Below are 19,227 nucleotides of genomic sequence, written 5' to 3' on the forward strand. Positions count from 1 at the left end.
ATTTGATCATAGATCTGATGAACACGATGACGAATGGAAGTACGCCATTGCCCGTCAGCCAGAGAGAGAGCTTCGCCGAATTTCCGCAGACAGCATTCGCGGAAGGCACGGCGGCTGAGAGAGCGCTCAAGACGAAGAGTGGCCGAAAGCTGTATTCGGAGTGTGAATGAACTTCACCGGGTGGAACCGTTAACTTCCGAGAAGGAGATCGCGGACGAAGGGTCGCGCGATAACCAGGGTGGTACCGCGAAGAAGATTCGTCCCTGTCAATGACAGGGACTTTTTTATGTTCTTTTTGAAAACCAATTTAGGGGGAATCTATAATGAAAGCAAGTGAAATCAGAGCAAAGTGGCTCGCGTTTTTTGAAAGCAAAGGACATAAGATCGAGCCAAGCGCGTCGCTCGTTCCGCATAACGATCCGTCACTGCTGTGGATCAATGCCGGGATGGCGCCGCTTAAGCGTTATTTCGACGGAAGCGAGATACCGGACAATCCGAGGATCGCCAACTCGCAGAAATGCATTCGCACCAACGATATCGAGAATGTGGGCAAAACGCGCCGCCATCATACGTTCTTCGAGATGCTGGGCAACTTCTCCATCGGCGATTATTTCAAGGAGGAAGTGATCAACTGGGCCTGGGAATTCCTGACGAAGCCCGAGTGGATCGGTTTCGACCCCGAGCGGCTTTCGGTCACGGTGTATCCGGAGGACGAGGAAGCGTTCAAATACTGGAATGAGGTCATCGGCTTGCCTGAGAGCCGCATCTACAAGCTGGAGGAGAATTTCTGGGATATCGGCGAAGGCCCTTGCGGACCTTGCACGGAAATTTTCTATGACCGCGGCGAGAAGTACGGCGACCTCTCCGATCCGGAATGCTGGCCGGGCGGCGAGAATGAGCGCTTCCTTGAGGTTTGGAATCTGGTGTTCTCGCAATTCAATCACAACAAGGACGGCAGCTACACGCCTCTGCCGAACAAGAATATCGATACCGGCGCCGGGCTCGAACGCTTTGCATCCATTCTTCAAGATGTGGATTCGAACTTCGACACGGACCTGTTCCGGCCGATTATCGATCGCACCTGCGAGATTGCTGGCGTAACCTATGGTGAAAACGAAGAGCATGATATTGCGCTCAAGGTAATCGCAGACCATGTTCGCACGGTGGTCTTCTCGGTCGGAGACGGAGTCATGCCTTCGAACGAAGGGCGCGGCTATATTATTAGAAGGCTGCTCCGCCGCGCGGTCCGCTACGGCAAGTCGCTCGGCGTCGATCGTCCGTTCATGTACGAGCTCACATCGATTGTCGGAGACGTGATGGGCGTTTACTATCCGGAGGTTGTGGAGAAGCGGGAGTTTATCGAACGCGTCATTCGCACCGAGGAAGAGCGATTCCATGAGACGCTTTCGGACGGCTTGATTATGCTTGCGGAGCTGGTGAAGAATGCTGCGGCTGCCAAGGAGAGTAGAATTAGCGGCGAGGATGCATTCAAATTATACGACACGTACGGCTTCCCGTTTGACTTGACGGAAGACTTCGCCTTCGAGCAAGGCATGACGGTCGACCGCGAAGGCTTCGACGCGGCCATGGAGGCGCAGCGCGAAAGAGCGCGCTCGGCGAGACAGGATACGGGCAGCATGAAGGTGCAAGGCGGTCCGCTGGGCGATTTCACGGATAAAAGCGAGTTTGTTGGCTATAATGAGTTGGTAACGCAATCCAGCGTAATCGGCATTATGTTGAACGACGAACTGGTCGACGTCGCGGGAGAAGGAAGCCGAATCGCCGTCATTCTTGACCGGACGCCGTTCTATGCGGAGAGCGGCGGGCAAGTAGGCGACAAGGGGACGATTACGGGCGAAGGCTTCACGTTGACCGTAGAAGACGTGAACAAGGCGCCTCACGGACAGCCCGTTCATCAAGCTGTCGTCACATCCGGGACATTGCGCAAGGGCGCATCGGCGACGGCCGCTGTTACGCGCGCGACCCGAGAGGATATTATTAAAAACCATACGGCTACGCATCTGCTTCATAAAGCGCTCAAGGAGACGCTCGGCGAGCATGTCAATCAAGCAGGCTCCCTGGTGCAAGGAGACCGACTGCGCTTCGACTTTTCCCACTTTGGCAGCATCTCCGCCGAGGAGCTGGCAGAAATCGAGCGCAAGGTGAACGAGCAAATCTGGCTGGGCACGGAGGTAATCATCTCGAGCAAATCGCTCGCGGAGGCGAAGGCGATGGGAGCGATGGCCTTGTTCGGGGAAAAATACGGCGATGTCGTCCGCGTCGTGCAGGTCGGGGATTACAGCCTGGAGCTGTGCGGCGGCTGTCATGTGACGAACACGGCCCAGATCGGTCTGTTCAAGCTCCTCGGCGAGAGCGGCATCGGATCGGGCGTGCGTCGAATCGAAGCGGTGACCGGCAGACATGCTTATGCCTATTATGAAGAGCAGGCGGAGCTTCTGAAGCAGTCGGCTTCGCTGCTCAAGTCGAATATCGGCGATGTGCCGAAGCGAATTGAAGCTTTGTTCGGGCAGGTGAAGGAGCTCTCGCGCGAGAACGAGTCCCTGCAGGCCAAGCTTAGCCGAATCGAAGCGGGCTCGCTGGAAGCGCAAGCGGTTCAAGCAGGCGGAATCAATATTCTCTGCGCCAAGGTGAACGCGCCAAGCATGGACGCGCTGCGCGGCATTGTGGATGAACTGAAGCCGAAGCTCGGCTCGAGCGTAATCGTGCTCGGCGCCGTACAGGAGGACAAAGTGAATCTTGCGGCCGCGGTTTCCGCCGATTTGGTGAAGAAGGGCTTCCATGCCGGCAAAATCATCAAAGAGGCTGCCATCGTGTGCGGCGGCAACGGCGGGGGAAGACCCGATATGGCGCAGGCGGGTGGCAAAGAAGCAAGCAAGCTGGAAGAAGCTTTGAAACTTGCAGAAGAACTGGTTACAAGTCAGGCAAATGTGATATGATAGAGCAAGGTAATATCCATGTATAGGTTTTGGGAAGCGAGGTGCTGTTGATGAGTTCTATGGACCAAACAATGAAGTTTAACGTGAAGGCGGAGGGTGAGGAAGCTTCTTCCGAGGATATTCTGCTGCAGGTGCATGAAGCCCTTCTGGAGAAAGATTACAATCCGATTAACCAGATCGTTGGGTATTTGCTGTCCGGAGATCCCGCGTATATCCCGCGGCACAACAACGCCAGAAGCTTGATTCGCAAGAAAGAACGCGATGAACTCATCGAAGAGCTTGTCCGGTTTTACCTGTTGCATAAGAAGGAATGAAGGAGCCGGCGCAGGATGAGAACGATGGGAATTGATTACGGCGATCGCAGAATCGGCGTTGCGGTAAGCGATGCCTTTGGCTGGACGGCGCAGGGAGTTGCCGTTGTGGAGAAGCGACGCGATGGCGGAGAGATGGGTAAGCTCGCCGAGCTGGCCAAGGAGCACGAGGTTACCGAAATCGTCGTGGGATTGCCGAAGAACATGAATGGATCGATTGGTCCGCGTGGCGAAATTTGCATGGCTTTTGCGGAGGATATGAGGCAGAAGCTCCAAGTGCCTGTTCACCTTTGGGATGAAAGGCTGACAACGGTTGCAGCCGAACGCACGCTTCTGGAAGCGGACGTCAGCCGGAAGAAACGAAAGCTAGTTATCGACAAGATGGCGGCAACGCTGATCTTGCAAAATTATCTCGATTCTAAAACGAAAAGGTGATGGTCACGATGACAAATGACGACATGCAATTTGAAGAACCGGAAATTATTTATATTCCGGATGAGGAAGGCAACGAAGAAGAGTTCGAGGTCATTATGAAATTCGAAGTAGACGGCTCGGACCAGAAATATATGATGGTGGTTCCTCTTGTCGGCGAAGACGAGGAGGAGGACGAGGTGTATGCGTTCCGTTACGAAGAAGACGGAGATGATCTCAAGCTTTACACCATCGAGGACGAGGAAGAGTGGAATATGGTGGAGGAGACTTTCAATACGCTTCTATCCGAGCTGGAGGAGAAGGAAGAATGAGCAGCGAATTCTCCGGAGGGCTGAGCTTGCTGAAGGAAGCCTTCGGCCAGGAAGTCGAGCTTGTTTCCGATGAAGGCATTGCCGAGCCATATCGCATAATGGCGGAATTTCGATGGAACGGCATGAATTACGCCGCGCTTCAGAACGCAGCAATGAAGGCGGAGGACGAGATTGCTTTCATGCGCATTATTCTCGATGACGGCGAGCCTCAACTGGAAACGATCGAGGATGAAGTGGAATGGGAATTTGTGGCGGAAGCCTATGACGATTCCTTCTTCGCCGGAGATGAAAGACCTTAATCGATGGCTCCGCCATCTCAATTTCATGTATGAAGAGCGGCTTGCAACCGCTCTTTTCTCCGAAAAATACAAGAATTTATAAGAAGCTCCTTATAAATTCTTGTATTTTTATGAGAATAAATGCAGACTCGCGAAAGGGTGTAACGGTTGGAACATACGGAACAGATGGACGAGCAGAAAGAACGGCAATCGAACAAGAAGAAACGGAAAAAAAGACGCAAGGGACCTCCAAGCTGGGTCATCTCCATTTATGTCGTCATTTCCCTTTTATTGATTATGGCGCTTGGAGCCGGAGGCGTTTATTATTATGTATGGAGCAATTTAAAGCCGACGCATGCCGGAGAAGCGCTGAAGGTCACGATTTCCAAAGGCATGTCGGCAAGCGGTGTTGCGGAGACGCTCGAAGAGAATGGCATCATACGCAACGGCAAGATTTTCGGTTACTATCTGAAGTTGAAGAACGAAGGGTCCGGGTTTCAGGCAGGCGATTACGAGCTTCAGCCCGGTATGGAGCTAAGTGCTATTATTAATAAGCTGAACGCCGGTGAGACCATAAAAGCAGAGACGATTCATTTCACTATTCCGGAAGGCTACACGGTTCAGCAAATCGCAGACAAGCTGTCTTCGGAGGGCTTCGTCGATAAGGATACATTCATGTCCCTTGCAACAGGCGAGCATGACTGGGCGGATGCTGAGACCGTTCGCTCGATTCCCGAATCCGATGCATTCAAGGTAAGATTGGAAGGTTATCTCTTCCCGGAAACCTATGAAATGAAAGTAGGCAGCACGGAAGAAGAGATTATTGCCAGAATGCTCCAAGAGACCGATCATAAGCTGAATAGTCTTCCGGAGGGCTGGCAGGACGCGATTGATGCGTCAGGCAGATCGCTTCACGAGGTGTTGACTATTGCTTCTCTGGTTGAACGGGAAGTCGTCGTGGATGAGGAGAGACCGATCGTTGCAAGCGTCATATATAACCGGTTGGCGTATCCGATGCGGCTGCAGATCGACGCCACGGTGCAATATGCGCTGGATGAGCCGAAGGAGAGGCTGCTTCAAGCGGATCTTGATATCGACAGCCCATACAACACGTACAAGGTGGACGGTTTGCCGCCGGGACCGATTGCAAGTCCGAGTCTGGCTTCCATTGAAGCGGCCATTTTTCCCGCCGATACGAAATATCTGTTCTACGTAACGAAGAAGGACGGCAGTCAAACGCATCTCTTCGCGAAAACCTACAATGAGCATCTGAAAAATATACAGCTTAGCAATAAAGCCTCGAAATAATCGGCTTGAGCTTTGAAGATTGGCTATAAGGAGCGCAGCTATGACTTATACACCTGAATTACTATGCACTGCATCCTCGCTTGAGGAGATGGAATGTCTTATGAACGCGGGCGCGAACGCGTTTGTCATCGGCGAAGCGAAGTATGGCACGCGGCTGGCGGGCGAATTCACATTGGATTTGGTAGACGCCGCAGTGAAGCTGGCAAAGCCGAAAGACGTCCGTATCTATGTTTCCATGAATAATCTGATGGACAACAGCTTGCTTGCCGAGCTGCCGGATTATATATCGGCGCTTGGCGATATTGGAGTCGATGCGATCGTATTCGGAGATCCTGCCGTCCTAAAGGCGGTTAAGAAATACGCGCCTGCCCTCGGGCTGCATTGGAACGCGGAGATGACTTCGACCAATTACGCCACTGCGGAATATTGGGCTCGCAGAGGCGCGAGCCGGTATGTGCTGGCGCGCGAGCTGAACATGGAACAGATCGAAGATACGAAAACGAAGTCGGAGATGGAGATTCAGGTTCAGGTGCACGGCATGACGAATATCTATCATTCGAAGCGCAATCTCGTGAACAGCTATCAAGAGCATCGGGAAGCGGCAGGCGGTCAGGAAAAGAGCATAAAGCATTTCGACGGCATGTATATTATGGAGGCAGAACGTCCAGATGAACGTTTTCCCATCTACGAGGACGTCAACGGAACCCATATTATGAGCTCCGGCGATATTTGCTTATTGGAGAGCTTGCACGAATTATTGGCCATTTCGGTAGACAGTCTGAAAATCGAAGGCATCATGAAGTCCATGGCGTATAATGAAGTTGTGGTCAAGGCTTATCGCAAAGCCATCGATGCCTATTTGCAGGATCCCGAGCAATATGAATTTCAAGAGGAATGGCTGGATGCGATTCGCGAGGTTCAGGACGAGAATCGCGAGCTGAGCTTCGGATTTCTCTATAAAGAGCAAGTATATTGATGAAAAGTCAGCAGGAGGTGTTACCGATATGTCCACAACAGTGAAAGCAGCTCCCCGTTACCACGGCAAGCGTTATCGGCTTGACCGTCCGGAGCTGCTCGCTCCGGCAGGAAATCTGGAAAAATTGAAATTCGCCGTTCATTACGGAGCAGACGCCGTCTATATCGGAGGTCAGAAATACGGGCTTCGTTCCAATGCTGATAATTTCAGCTTCGAAGAAATGAAGGAAGGCGTTGAATTCGCCAATCGCTATGGAGCGAAGGTGTTCGTCGCGACGAACATATACGCCCATAACGAGGATATCGAAGGATTGGAAAGTTATTTGAAAAGCCTTGAGGAAGCGGGAATCGCCGCTATTATCGCTGCGGATCCGATCATTATCGAAACCGCTCAGAGAGTCGCTCCGAAGCTCGAGGTTCATCTCAGTACCCAACAATCCACGATGAATTGGCAGGCGGTTGAATTTTGGAAGGAAGAGGGCTTGCCGAGGGTCGTGTTGGCGCGGGAAACGAGCTTCGAGGATATCGCTGAAATCAAGAAGCATGTGGATATCGAGATCGAAGCGTTCATCCATGGAGCGATGTGCTCGTCTTATTCCGGCCGCTGCGTATTATCCAACCATTTCACGGATCGCGATTCGAATCGCGGCGGCTGCTGCCAGTCTTGCCGCTGGAAATACGATCTCTTCCAGGATGATCTCCCTGTCAATGAAGAGGGAGAAGATCCCTTCACGATGGGTTCGAAGGATCTGTGCATGATAGAGCATCTTCCGGCTCTAATAGAAGTTGGCGTGGACAGCTTCAAGATCGAAGGCCGGATGAAGAGCATTCATTACGTGGCTACGGTCGTGAATGTATACAGACAGGCAATTGATGCTTATTTCGCGGATCCGCAGGGCTTTGAATTGAAGCGGGAATGGATCGACGAGATGAACAAAGCAGCGAATCGTCCGCTCAATACAGGCTTTTTCCTCGATGCCCCCGGAGCTGAGGATCATATCTATGAGCCGGAGGAGAAGGCTGCGCCATACGATTTCGCAGCCATCGTGCTGGACTATGACGACCGTACCGGCTTTGCTACTTTGCAGCAGCGCAATCATTTCAAGCCCGGACAAGAGGTGGAGTTCGTAGGTCCGGGCGGCACCTTCTTCAAGCAAACCATTACCGAATTGACGGATCTTGAAGGCAATGCGCTTGACGCCGCCCGCCATCCGATGCAGCATGTTCGCGTCCGCACGTTAAAGCCGGTGAAGACGATGGATATGATGCGCAAAAAAATCAGATAAATAGAAATGAACCAGCTTCATTCCTCCCTCGAGAAACCTGATTGCTGCAATGCGATTCCGACATTGACAGCACTCGGGTTTTTTCTTTGAAAACTTTGAATTGACAGATTGGTTATAATCCCAAATAATAGGGATAACTGATCTTACATCATTCGTCACGGTTCGCCACTCCTAGAGAATATGACTTATGACCTACAAATTGAAAGCGGGTGTCTATGTATGGCTGATAATCAGAAAGACAAAACAGACAAGCAGACGATGAAGAAGATGGAAAAGAAAAAGGAAAATGTTCAGCAAACAAATGAATCCGCTTCCAAAAACGTCGGACTATCGAACAGCGGCGCAATCGCAAAGGGAAGCGCAGCTTCAGCGAGCGGGGTCAAGCTGTTCCAGTCCGTTGGGACGAAGCTTCTGCTCGCTATATTCTGCAGTATTCTTGCATGCGTTCTCACCGTGGGTCTGCTCGCTTATGGAGAGGCGAAGTCCATTGTAGAGAGAAAGGTTTCGGGAGCCAGCTTGCAGACGGTCAATCAAGTGGCGACGAATTTGGATATCATATTCAGTAATTTCGAAGATATTACGATGCAAGTGCTGATCAACAAAGATTTCCACAGCAAGGTGAACGATATGCTGTCAGGCGGCGACGATTATGCGAAATTGGTCGCGTCCAAGGATATTTCGGACATGCTGCAAAACTTTTCATTGAGCAACAATGCGATCTCGGGCATTCTCATGATTCCGCTTTCCGATAAACTCATGCCGATTACCAGCGGCGGCACAAGCACTAGCAAAATCGATGAAATTAAGCAATCGGATTGGTTCAAGCAGACGATAGAGCTAAGCGGAAAGACGAACTGGATTTCGTCGGCAGAGGGTATTTCGCTGAGTAATTCGGAACCGACCATTGGGGTAGCGCGCGTATTGAAGAATAGCATTACGGGCGAAGCGAACTATATGATCTTGATCGAAATTAAGCCATCCGCCATTAGCGAGCGTTACGAGAAAGTAGAGCTGGGCGAAGGCAGCGATATATCCATCGTTGACAATAACGGAAACTATGTAATCAACGACAATCAAGCGCTGATTGGCCAGAAGGTCAAGGTTGAGCTGGCGGAAGAGAGCGTGAACGGGGCGGAAAAACTGTCGGATTCGGATGGAAAAGATGTGTTGGCCGCATACAGCGAGTTCGAGACAATGAATTGGAAGCTGGTGGGAACCATTCCGGTCGGCGAGCTTGTGAAGGACGCGAATGCAATCAAGAAATTAACCTGGATAACAGCGGTTGCGGCAGCCATTATCGCCATTCTGATCGGGATGGTAATCGTATTGACCATTGCCCGTCCTCTAATCAGAATTTGCCAATTAATGGTACAGGGAGCAGGGGGAGATTTGACCGTTCGCTCATCCATTCGGAAGAGGCATGACGAAATCGGCAACTTAAGCGAGAATTTCAACCGCATGATGATTCAAATAACGGAGCTTGCGGTTCGCTCGACCCGCTCTGCCGAAGAGGTGCTGTTCACGGCTACAGATCTGACAGATGCTTCAAGAAAGACTTCGATATCCGCGAAGGAAATAGCCGTGGCAACGGAAGAAATCGCGAACGGGGCGACCAGCCTGGCCGTGGAGGCCGAGAAGGGCAATGATTTGACGGTACATATTAATGACCAGATGAAGCAGGTTATCGAGGCGAACCGGGAGATGGTTGCTTCGGCTTCCGATGTGGAAAGAGCCAGCGGTCAAGGCGTCGAGCATATGGGATTGTTGATCGAGAAAACAGGACAAACGGAAAACATGACGCGCTCCATGGTTGAGAAGGTCGATGCGCTGAAGGAAAGCACAGGCTCCATCGTGAAAATTCTGGATGTGCTTAACAGCTTGACCAAGCAAACGAATATTCTGTCGCTGAATGCGACTATTGAAGCTGCACGCGCAGGAACGGCGGGCAAAGGCTTTATGGTCGTAGCCGATGAAATCAGGAAACTGGCCGATCAATCGCGGCAATCAATCGATGTGGTCGCGCAAATAACAGAAAAAATTCAAGCCGAAATCGGCGAAACGGTACAAGTTCTCTCGGAAGCGTATCCTCTGTTCCAGGAGCAGATCGGCTCCGTGAAGGAAGCGAACGGCATTTTCCTCAGCGTGCAAGAGCAGATGGGTCACTTCGCGAAAAGACTCGACAGTGTCACAACATCCGTTGGACAATTGGATCAGTCGCAGTCTGTGCTGTCTGAAGCTATGACGAATGTCAGCGCGGTAGCTGAAGAAGCGTCGGCAACCTCCGAGGAAGTGGCTTCGCTGAGCAACGAGCAATTAAGCATCAGTCAAAGTCTGGTTCAATTATCGGAGAAGCTGGATGCCGTATCGAAGGGACTGAAGGAATCATTATCTCAGTTCAAAATTGAATAGCAAAGAAAAGAAGAATTTCTCGGAAGCAGCTCCTTAAGACGGGCTGCTTCTTTTTTTATTTGCCTATTCAATTAATTGGCGTAGTAGCCGATAACTATTTTATGCCTTTGTCGATTGAGACTTAGTAACTACATACGATGTGATTCAAATTGTTCATCATACATTTACTTAAGGGGTGTCACCGCAAATGTCAAGCAAGAACAAGCCATCAGGAAAAGCGAATTCAGAGCAACAGATTAGTCAGGATGTCAAGAAATCGGAATCAGGAAGATTAAGCTCCGCTTCCTCAATGGTAAACCAATTGAAAAATATTAAAATTAACAATCCAATCAAGTCGGTCGGAATGAAGCTGTTCTGGATCATATTCATAAGTATTATCGCGTGCGTGCTCATTGTAGGACAGTCGGCTTATATGCAAGCGAAAAGCATTGTGATCAAGAATGTGTCAGAAGCCAGCTATCAGACGGTTAGGCAGGTTGCCAATAACATGGATGTCGTCTTCGGAAATTACGAGGATTTATCCCTGCAGATTATCGCGGATTCCGAAATACAGGACGGTATTCGCAAGCTGCAGTCCAACTCGAGTGATTTTCTGGTGACTCGCGATATTAACGAAAGATTGAACAGCTTTTATATGACGAACAGCTCAATTAAAGGAATGGCGCTTATACCGATGGAAGAAGGCAGACCGTCCATAACGGTTGGGACGATTGGTCGGCTGAGCACCGAGGAAATTATTGCGGATGAATGGGTTAACCGAACGATAGAAGCCAATGGTCAGGTCGTCTGGATTGGACCGCAGGAGAATGGCATTCTATCGTCAACTTCTTCTGATTCCTTTGCTCTTGCACGTCTGGTGAAGGGAATGGGGTCAAAGTCGGAAGACAGCTACATTCTTATTATGGATATGCTGGAGAAGACATTTTTCAGCAGATATGATGATGTGGAGCTCGGCGAGGACAGCGACTTGTCGCTTGTCGACGATGCAGGCAATTATGTGATGAACAATGACGCAACTGTAATCGGAACGCCATTCACGGTATCTCTTCCGACGGAAGGGAGCAAGGCGGATTTCGGCAGACCCCAATTGGAGGATACAACCGGCCATCAAGTATTGGCTGCATACCAACGACTGGAGACGACAGACTGGAAGCTGGTAGGCACGATACCGGTATCGAATTTGCAAGAGGACGCGAAGGGCATTCAACTCTTCACATGGCTAATGGTTCTGATATCGATTGTTTTGGCCGTAATCATCGGTTTTATCGTTATTCGCACAATTGCCAAGCCGCTAGTGAATCTCCGCAATCTGATGGTCGAAGGAGCAAACGGGAACTTGACGGTTAGGTCGAATATTCATCAGCGCCAGGACGAAATCGGACAACTGTCAGACAGCTTTAACGAGATGATGAAGCAAATTACGGCATTGGCGGAGCAGACCACTCGTTCAGCCGAAGAGGTTCTGCTCACAGCAGCGGATTTAACGGATGCTTCCAAGAAAACGTCGATTGCGGCCAAAGAAATCGCTGTGGCGACGGAGGAAATCGCAAACGGGGCAACGAGCCTGGCTGTTGAAGCCGAGAAAGGCAGCGATTTGACCAACCATATTAATCAGCAAATGAAACAGGTTATGGATGCGAATGAGCAAATGTCGTTGTCGGCGACCCAGGTAGAGAAAGCCAGTCAGCAAGGAACAGCTTATATGGGAATTTTGACGGAGAAGACTGGCATTACGGAAGAAATGACGCGATCGATGGTCGAGAAGGTAGACGCGCTGAAGGAAAGCACGGGTTCGATCGTGAAGATTCTCGATGTTCTCAATAATTTGACGAAGCAAACGAATATTCTATCCTTGAATGCAACGATTGAAGCGGCAAGAGCCGGTGCGGCAGGCAAAGGCTTCATGGTCGTTGCCGACGAAATTCGCAAGCTTGCGGATCAATCTCGTCATTCCATAGACGTAGTTGCTCAGATTACGGCGAAAATTCAAGGAGAGATCGAGGAAACGGTTCATGTGCTTTCGGATGCATACCCGCTGTTCAAAGAACAGATTCTCTCGGTAAAGGATGCCAATGAAATTTTCTTGACCGTTCAGGATCAAATGGGCCAATTTGTAGAGAAGCTTGAACTTGCAACCGGCTCTATCGGCACGTTGAATCAATCGCAGGCGGTATTGTCCGACGCTATGACGAGCGTAAGCGCGGTCGCAGAGGAATCCTCCGCCACCTCGGAAGAGGTGGCCTCGCTAAGCTCGGAGCAGCTTAGCATCAGCGAAGGCTTAGTGCGCTTATCGGATAAACTCGATAGCGTATCGAAGGGCCTTAAGGAATCGCTGTCCAAATTCAAAATCATGTAAGCTTGTCTAAGAAGGATCAGTCTCCCGGGACTGGTTCTTTTTTTTCACCACCATTCGCAATCGCAGACGGCGCATGATATTCCAGCAAGCGGGAATACTAGGGCGTGTTTGCAAACACGCCCTAGGGTGCAAATGATTGGCGGGATGGTCAAAATGATTCGAAAAAGAGCGTTATATATGGGGACGATAATCTCCTTCGTCTTATTATTGTTTGTGGCGAGACTGATTTGGCTTCAATTGCTGCCGGTGAATCGGGGCAAGGTTTCCGAGGTCACGCTTAGAATGACTGAAGATTGGAAGAAGCTGGCGGTAAAGCAGCGGGGACGCAGCTTGATGCTCGATTCGGGAAGAGGAGATTTCCTGGATCGGTGCGGGAGAGCGATCACGGGCGAAACCTATCAGGCTCTGGCGTTATTCCCTGTTCACGAGGATGCCGGGAGCGATGAAGCCGAACTAACCAAGCTTGCCGAATTGCTCCATACGAAGAAGGGAGTGCTTGTCAAGCGCCTGGACAGCTTGAAGCAGCCTGAGTTCTGGAGAAACGGCGAGCATGACCCGCCGATTAGATTGACTGAAGAGCAGGCGCGTCAGGTCGGTAATCTTAAGCTGGCGGGAATACGCGTGCTTCCCTACCATAATCGTTATTTATCCGGGTTCGAACCGAAGCATCTGATCGGCTTCACAAGCCAGCATCCCGAATGGCTTCTTGACAATAAGCGCGAGCAATTGTTGAAGGGCAAGCGAAGGCTGGATGAGCAAGTTGGCGGCGCAGGACTCGAGAAATCTTTGGACAGTTTATTGCATGGCGTCGGCGAGACCACGGCCACTTATTTCCTGGACGGGAGGAGTGAGCCGCTGCAGGGCCTGGACTTGCGAGTGACGCGGCCAGGCAACGGCAATTACCCGGTGAAGGTGAGAACGACCCTCGATCTTGCGCTTCAGAACGAAATAGAAGACTATGTGGATCGCGAAGGCTTAATGGAAGGCGCGGTCGTTGTGCTGGACACCCGAAACGCCGACATTGTTGCAATGGTATCGAGACCGAAGCTGAAGCCTGGCGAATTCACAAGCTCGGACGGCTCCCAGTGGGTGAATCATGCTCTCGCAGCAGTTGAGCCGGGCTCGATCTATAAGCTTGTAACCGCAGCGGCTGCGTATGAGAATCGCCTGGCTGATCCTCATGAGGCGTTCGAATGCGATGGGGAATACGGAAAGTATGGATTGTCATGCTGGAAGACAGGCGGTCATGGCAGGCTTACGATGGAGGACGGGCTGGCGCAGTCCTGCAACCTTGTATTTGCCGAAATCGCGGAGAGAATCGACCAAGCCGCATTTGAGCGAACGGCCGAGGCGCTCGGTGTAAAAAATAGGATCGGCTGGCATACGGAAAAGCCCTTTCACCTTATGGGCAAGCCGCTTCGACTGTTAGAAGAAGAGGAAGAGGGGCGTTTGTTCGCCAATGGGGCAGTGGACGGCGGCATTCTTGCGCAGAGCGGAATCGGTCAGAGGGATGTTCGTATGTCGCCTCTGCAAGCAGCGAATCTGATGGTGACCCTGCTTCACGACGGACGAGTGCTTCAGCCGAGAATCGTCAGCGAAATTGATTATGCGAACGGCCAGACGCTCGCCAGGCTGAATACGCATTACGCGGCTCATCTTCAGGGACGCATCAGTCCAAGAACGGCGAGCTTGCTTCGCAAGGGGATGGAGGCTGTTGTGGATCATGGAACAGGTCAATCTATCAAGGGAAGCAGATGGAGGGCGGCGGGCAAGTCTGGCACGGCGGAAACGACTCAGGGTGGAATAGCCCGAAATCATCAATGGTTTGCGGGCTATGGACCGCTCGCGAAACCAAGATATGCGATTGCGGTGCTGGCGGCTAATCGTAAGCCGCACAGCACGCATCAAGCAACGCGATTATTCCGCGGCATTCTTGATATTGCGGCAGCCTCAGAGGCTTCGAGTTCGACAGCGGCTAACTCCAGCTCCAGATCTTAGGTTTGAGGCGGGTCAAATTCATCAATCGGCGTCCGAATCCAGCGATGGAAGTAGCCTTGATCATAGAGCGACTTCAGAAGAATGACAAGAATCGGAGATATAATAACGCCGGCGACTCCGAACAAGGACAAGGATATGATCATGAAAGCAAGCATGGTAAATGCTGAAACGCCGAGTGAATCGCCTGTAATCTTGGGCTCTAGAATTTGACGGGCCAGGATAACAAGAAGCAGCAATACGGAGAGCCAAATCGCAAGAGACGTTTTCCCGACGATGAACAAATAGATGATCCACGGGATAAACAAGGTGCTGACGCCGAGCAGAGGCAGCACATCGAAGATCGCGGCGACTACTGCGGTTATAAAGGCATTATCCACGCCAAGCGCAAGCAATGCGGCCAGAATGACGACAAAGGTGATGGAGATCATTTTGGCCTGCGCTTTCAGGTAGAGGGCAATGCCCTTGAAAACATTGTTGCGCAGAAAGAAGAACGCGGTCTTGAACGTCCGGGGTGTCTTGTCCGATGCGAGCTTCTTCCAGGCATTGATCTCGATGCTTAAGAAATAAGCAAGAATGATGCCGACGATAAAGTTGAAAACAAACGAGGAAAAGGATGAAACATAACCGACGAGATGAGAAAGAAAAATATTGGCAATTGACTCCAGCTTGCCAGTTGAGCCGTCTATCAAATCCGTCGTCTTCTGGGCCAAATCAAAATCTGCAGGCAGCTTGTCGAGCTGCTTCTCCCATTCCTTGGATATATTCCCGATATGGAAGGAAAGCTTTTCTTGATAATAAGGAAATTTGTTGATAAGCTCCGTGCCTTGCTTCGTAATCAGGTAAGCGGCTCCCGAGAACGCCGCCAGAATCAATAAGGTGAACAGCAAGACGGAAATGCCGGATGCGATGGATTTTTTAATTCCCCATCGGTGGAGTTTGCGGGCGAGCGGCTCGATGCAGAGATAAATAACGAAAGAAAAAATGATCGGTGTGGCGATTTTGTAGAAAAAACTGAAAGCCAGCATGATGAGATAGACGGTTAATGCGATTAATGCGATATCAAATGCGGTTCTCCAATATTTCTTGTAGAAGGTGAGCATGCCGGGTTCCCTACTTTCGTTTAATGAAATCAAAGATATTGAAAGCTGCCACATAAGATTGTACTATAGTTTTTGCGAAAAGTGCCTATTATTTTATGAATTATGCTACAATTAGTGGTATTGCAATTGTTCAAATCCGCTATTGAATGACGGACTAATTTATTAAACGGTGGGAAAACATCATGGAAAATGTATGGCTGTGGCTCATTTATGTTATGACTTTCTACGCGTTTCTGCCTGGCGTGATTAGTCGCATATTCGGATTTCGCGTCTTTAAGAAAGGAAAAGCGGATAAGGAAATCGCTCTAACCTTCGATGACGGTCCCGACCCGAAATACACTTCGGAGCTGCTTGATCTGTTGAAGCGCTATGATGCCAAAGCAACGTTCTTCGTCGTTGGCTCGCACGCGGAATCGCAGAAGGATGTGCTCGGAAGAATGGATCGTGAGGGACATACGATCGGCATTCATAATTATTACCATAAGTCGAATTGGATTATGCGTCCGAGCACGGTCAGGAAACATATCGACAGGACGAACCATGTCATCGAGAAAGCGACGGGGAAGAAATCAATTTATTATCGTCCGCCCTGGGGGATTGTGAATCTGTTCGATTTTGCAAAGCTTGGCCATATGCAGATCATATTGTGGTCGTCGATGTTCGGCGACTGGCGAGTGAAGGTCGGTCCGGAACGAATGAAACGGAGAATGCTGAAGAAGCTGCGGCCTGGCGAGGTGCTGCTGCTGCATGATTGCGGCAGAACCTTCGGGGCGGACGAGGATGCGCCGGCGAATATGCTGATCGCGCTCGAAGCTTTCATGTTAGAGGCACAGCGCAAGGGCTATTCCTTCGTAGGCATTGATGAAATGATCAAGCTGACCGATGCGAAGCGGCCGCTTAAGCAATCGCTGGGCAAGCGTTCTGTCATTGCTCTCTGGCTGCTCTGGGAGAGCTTGTTCCATACGTTGTTCCGGCTCAAGAAGGTAGGGGATTCCGAGGAGCCGACACTTCATTATCGCATCATACCTTATCATGGCCAGGAGATTACATTCGAGGACGGCGGATCATTGAAGAAGGGCGATTCTGTCGCTGAGCTTCACTTCGACAATCGTACGTTGTCATCGATCGCGGCAAGCTCCAAGACGCCTTTAGCCACGGGAATTAAGCTGATTCGAGAGGTAGAGAGCGCCTTGCCGGAGCTGGCCGATCAGCTCGAGAAGGATCCGGATGCGCAGGGCATCAAAGCGCTGTACGGCATCACGATGATACATCGGGGAGCAACGCGACTTGGCTTCGAGGTTCTGCGCATGCCGGATGGCTTATTCGCCAGAACGACAAAAATTTATTTGCGCCTGCTGCTTAAGGTGCTGACGAATGCAAAGCCGCGCAAATCGGGGCGTAAAAGCAAGGAACGGAGCGAACTGATTTCGCCGCGGATTTTGCTCATGCCCGTAGACAAGATAAGGGAATTAAGTTCATTATCAAGGAATAAGCTTCAAGAGGAAACTGGCAAGCTGATCAGCGGAGTCGACAAGGTTATTACAACGGTTGGCGAGGAAGCAGCGGCCATTGGCTCGAAGCATGTATCGATTTGATCGATGCAGAGGGTTGTTTACTCGCAAGTCGTTTCATAGTCGATACAGAAAGAAGCTCCGGTGCCGCTAATATGCGGTGCCGGAGCTTCTTTCCTGTTGCTGCCACTGTTCGTATTGTAATGAAGCTTGCGCTACATCTTCATAACGCCGCCGGTCGAGGCGGAAGTAACGAGATGCGCATAGCGGGCAAGATAGCCGCGCTTGATCTTGAGCTCAAAGCCAGGCCATGCGGAGCGGCGTTTCTGGAACTCTTCGTCGCTGATGAGCAGATCCATGGTGCGATTGTTCATGTCAATCTCGATCATGTCGCCGTCTTGCACGAAAGCGATTGGCCCGCCTTCGGCAGCTTCAGGCGATGCATGGCCGATACTGATGCCGCGGGATGCGCCGGAGAATCGACCGTCCGTAATCAGCGCAACTTTGGCGCCAAGACCCATGCCGACGATTTGCGATGTAGGAGCAAGCATCTCAGGCATGCCTGGGCCTCCGCGAGGTCCCTCGTAACGAATGACAACGACATGACCTTCCTTGATTTTGCCTCCCGCAATGCCCGCGAGAGCGTCGTCTTGCGAATCGAAGCAAATTGCAGGTCCTTTGTGGTAGCCGCCGACAGATTTGTCGACCGCGCCTGTCTTGATGATGGCGCCGTTAGGAGCCAGATTCCCGAATAGAACGGCGAGTCCTCCGCGTTCGGTATGCGGATTGTCGATGGTATGAATGACATCCGTATCCTTGATCTCGCAGCCGGCCACGTTCTCGCGCAGCGTATTGCCGGTTACGGTAAGGCAATCGCCGTTCAGCGCGCCTTCCTTCTTGAACAGCTCGTTCAGAACAGCGCTGACGCCGCCGGCGTTGTGAACATCCTCAATATGATAATCGGATGCAGGAGCAATCTTGGCAAGATGAGGAACGCGCTCCGCCACTTCGTTAATGCGTTCAATCGGATAATCGATGCCGGCTTCATGAGCGATTGCCAGCGTGTGAAGCACCGTATTCGTTGAACCGCCCATCGCCATATCAAGAGCGAACGCGTTGTCGATGGCGTCCTTCGTCACGATATCGCGCGGTTTGATGCCCTTCTCGATAAGCTTCATCAATTGGCGGGCGGATTCCTTGACGAATTCCTTGCGCTCAGGAGCGACAGCAAGAATCGTGCCGTTGCCTGGCAAAGCAAGTCCAAGTCCCTCCGCCAAGCAGTTCATGGAATTGGCGGTGAACATGCCGGAGCATGATCCGCAGGTCGGACAGCCGTACTGCTCAAGCTCCAACAATTGATCGTCATTGATTTTGCCCGCTTGATGGGCGCCGACGCCTTCGAACACGCTGGAGAGAGAGATTGAACGACCGTCCGAGGTTTTGCCCGCTTTCATCGGTCCTCCGCTGACCAGCATGGTCGGAATGTTGACGCGCAATGCGCCCAGCATCATGCCAGGCGTAATTTTGTCGCAGTTCGGTATGCATATCATGCCGTCGAACCAATGCGCGTTAACTACAGTCTCAACGGAGTCAGCAATAATTTCGCGGCTTGCGAGCGAATAGCGCATGCCGATATGTCCCATCGCGATGCCGTCGTCTACGCCGATTGTATTGAATTCGAACGGCACGCCGCCCGCCTCGCGGATGGCTTCTTTAACAAGTTTGCCGAATTCCTGAAGATGGACATGTCCGGGGACAATATCGATATACGAGTTGCAGACCGCGATAAACGGTTTGTTGAAATCTTCGTCTTTGACTCCGGCGGCACGCAGCAAGCTGCGGTGAGGCGCGCGGTCGAAGCCTTTTTTGATCATGTCTGAACGCATTCTTTTGGCTGCCATTGTAAAAATTCCCTCCTTCAATTGTTGCGATAAAACATCAATACATTCGATTTTATCATATTGGACAAGGGTTGGCTATATAAGCGGCGGATGT

At 51.1% G+C, this 19,227-nt stretch carries 15 protein-coding genes; 13 read left to right on the forward strand and 2 right to left on the reverse strand.

Annotated elements, in window-relative coordinates:
• The first annotated feature begins 2 nt into the window (after positions 1-2).
• The 12 genes from HFP08_RS16335 to HFP08_RS16390 all read left to right on the forward strand — a co-directional run bounded on the left by HFP08_RS16335 (position 3) and on the right by HFP08_RS16390 (position 14,621).
• A complete protein-coding gene (locus tag HFP08_RS16335; protein ID WP_168121671.1) occupies positions 3-170 on the forward strand; it encodes a hypothetical protein in 168 nt (55 codons plus the stop codon).
• Positions 171-323: 153 nt separating this feature from the next.
• Positions 324-2,957, forward strand: a complete 2,634-nt coding sequence (gene alaS / locus HFP08_RS16340; RefSeq protein ID WP_168121672.1) for an alanine--tRNA ligase — start codon at positions 324-326, stop codon at positions 2,955-2,957.
• Positions 2,958-3,007: 50 nt separating this feature from the next.
• The gene (locus tag HFP08_RS16345) at positions 3,008-3,271 is read left to right on the forward strand and encodes an IreB family regulatory phosphoprotein (RefSeq protein ID WP_168121673.1); all 264 of its coding nucleotides are present in this window, start codon (positions 3,008-3,010) and stop codon (positions 3,269-3,271) included.
• 15 nt (positions 3,272-3,286) lie between these two features.
• Positions 3,287-3,703 (forward strand): Holliday junction resolvase RuvX, encoded by a 417-nt coding sequence (gene ruvX / locus HFP08_RS16350; protein WP_168121674.1) that lies wholly within the window; start codon positions 3,287-3,289, stop codon positions 3,701-3,703.
• An 8-nt stretch (positions 3,704-3,711) separates the two neighbouring features.
• The gene (locus HFP08_RS16355) at positions 3,712-4,011 is read left to right on the forward strand and encodes a DUF1292 domain-containing protein (protein ID WP_168121675.1); all 300 of its coding nucleotides are present in this window, start codon (positions 3,712-3,714) and stop codon (positions 4,009-4,011) included.
• Complete coding sequence (locus HFP08_RS16360) at positions 4,008-4,310, forward strand: DUF1292 domain-containing protein (protein ID WP_168121676.1); 303 nt, start codon at positions 4,008-4,010, stop codon at positions 4,308-4,310. Before HFP08_RS16355 ends, HFP08_RS16360 begins: the two co-directional genes overlap by 4 nt.
• Positions 4,311-4,457: 147 nt before the next feature.
• Positions 4,458-5,597, forward strand: a complete 1,140-nt coding sequence (gene mltG, locus HFP08_RS16365) for an endolytic transglycosylase MltG (RefSeq protein ID WP_240941490.1) — start codon at positions 4,458-4,460, stop codon at positions 5,595-5,597.
• Between the two features lie 40 nt (positions 5,598-5,637).
• A complete protein-coding gene (locus HFP08_RS16370) occupies positions 5,638-6,573 on the forward strand; it encodes a peptidase U32 family protein (protein ID WP_168121677.1) in 936 nt (311 codons plus the stop codon).
• A gap of 28 nt (positions 6,574-6,601) precedes the next feature.
• On the forward strand, positions 6,602-7,858 hold the full coding sequence (locus HFP08_RS16375; RefSeq protein WP_168121678.1) for a peptidase U32 family protein: 1,257 nt from the start codon (positions 6,602-6,604) through the stop codon (positions 7,856-7,858).
• A 219-nt stretch (positions 7,859-8,077) separates the two neighbouring features.
• The gene (locus tag HFP08_RS16380; protein ID WP_240941492.1) at positions 8,078-10,267 is read left to right on the forward strand and encodes a methyl-accepting chemotaxis protein; all 2,190 of its coding nucleotides are present in this window, start codon (positions 8,078-8,080) and stop codon (positions 10,265-10,267) included.
• A 187-nt stretch (positions 10,268-10,454) separates the two neighbouring features.
• Positions 10,455-12,623 (forward strand): methyl-accepting chemotaxis protein, encoded by a 2,169-nt coding sequence (locus tag HFP08_RS16385; protein ID WP_240941493.1) that lies wholly within the window; start codon positions 10,455-10,457, stop codon positions 12,621-12,623.
• 153 nt (positions 12,624-12,776) lie between these two features.
• The gene (locus tag HFP08_RS16390; protein ID WP_240941495.1) at positions 12,777-14,621 is read left to right on the forward strand and encodes a peptidoglycan D,D-transpeptidase FtsI family protein; all 1,845 of its coding nucleotides are present in this window, start codon (positions 12,777-12,779) and stop codon (positions 14,619-14,621) included.
• On the opposite strand, the gene ytvI is transcribed toward HFP08_RS16390, so the two are convergent.
• Positions 14,618-15,721 (reverse strand): sporulation integral membrane protein YtvI, encoded by a 1,104-nt coding sequence (gene ytvI, locus HFP08_RS16395; protein ID WP_168121679.1) that lies wholly within the window; start codon positions 15,719-15,721, stop codon positions 14,618-14,620. The genes HFP08_RS16390 and ytvI overlap by 4 nt on opposite strands.
• 182 nt (positions 15,722-15,903) lie before the next feature.
• Here ytvI and HFP08_RS16400 point away from each other — a divergent pair, with 182 nt between their 5' ends.
• Positions 15,904-17,316, forward strand: a complete 1,413-nt coding sequence (locus HFP08_RS16400) for a polysaccharide deacetylase family protein (protein WP_168121680.1) — start codon at positions 15,904-15,906, stop codon at positions 17,314-17,316.
• 131 nt (positions 17,317-17,447) lie between these two features.
• Here HFP08_RS16400 and ilvD read toward each other — a convergent pair whose 3' ends face one another.
• Positions 17,448-19,118: a dihydroxy-acid dehydratase gene (ilvD, locus tag HFP08_RS16405; RefSeq protein ID WP_168121747.1), complete on the reverse strand. Its 1,671-nt coding sequence runs from the start codon at positions 19,116-19,118 to the stop codon at positions 17,448-17,450.
• Positions 19,119-19,227: the final 109 nt, after the last annotated feature.

The sequence above is a fragment of the Paenibacillus sp. HB172176 genome (genome assembly GCF_011947265.1).
GTDB lineage: Bacteria > Bacillota > Bacilli > Paenibacillales > Paenibacillaceae > Pristimantibacillus.

What these genes read in the sequence shown, in the direction of transcription:
- alaS (WP_168121672.1), top strand. Translation starts at nt 324, where the DNA reads ATGAAAGCAAGTGAAATCAGAGCAAAGTGGCTCGCGTTTTTTGAAAGC.
- HFP08_RS16345 (WP_168121673.1), top strand. Translation starts at nt 3,008, where the DNA reads ATGAGTTCTATGGACCAAACAATGAAGTTTAACGTGAAGGCGGAGGGT.
- ruvX (WP_168121674.1), top strand. Translation starts at nt 3,287, where the DNA reads ATGAGAACGATGGGAATTGATTACGGCGATCGCAGAATCGGCGTTGCG.
- HFP08_RS16355 (WP_168121675.1), top strand. Translation starts at nt 3,712, where the DNA reads ATGACAAATGACGACATGCAATTTGAAGAACCGGAAATTATTTATATT.
- HFP08_RS16360 (WP_168121676.1), top strand. Translation starts at nt 4,008, where the DNA reads ATGAGCAGCGAATTCTCCGGAGGGCTGAGCTTGCTGAAGGAAGCCTTC.
- HFP08_RS16370 (WP_168121677.1), top strand. Translation starts at nt 5,638, where the DNA reads ATGACTTATACACCTGAATTACTATGCACTGCATCCTCGCTTGAGGAG.
- HFP08_RS16375 (WP_168121678.1), top strand. Translation starts at nt 6,602, where the DNA reads ATGTCCACAACAGTGAAAGCAGCTCCCCGTTACCACGGCAAGCGTTAT.
- HFP08_RS16380 (WP_240941492.1), top strand. Translation starts at nt 8,078, where the DNA reads ATGGCTGATAATCAGAAAGACAAAACAGACAAGCAGACGATGAAGAAG.
- HFP08_RS16385 (WP_240941493.1), top strand. Translation starts at nt 10,455, where the DNA reads ATGTCAAGCAAGAACAAGCCATCAGGAAAAGCGAATTCAGAGCAACAG.
- HFP08_RS16390 (WP_240941495.1), top strand. Translation starts at nt 12,777, where the DNA reads ATGATTCGAAAAAGAGCGTTATATATGGGGACGATAATCTCCTTCGTC.
- ytvI (WP_168121679.1), bottom strand. Translation starts at nt 15,721, where the DNA reads ATGCTCACCTTCTACAAGAAATATTGGAGAACCGCATTTGATATCGCA.
- HFP08_RS16400 (WP_168121680.1), top strand. Translation starts at nt 15,904, where the DNA reads ATGGAAAATGTATGGCTGTGGCTCATTTATGTTATGACTTTCTACGCG.
- ilvD (WP_168121747.1), bottom strand. Translation starts at nt 19,118, where the DNA reads ATGCGTTCAGACATGATCAAAAAAGGCTTCGACCGCGCGCCTCACCGC.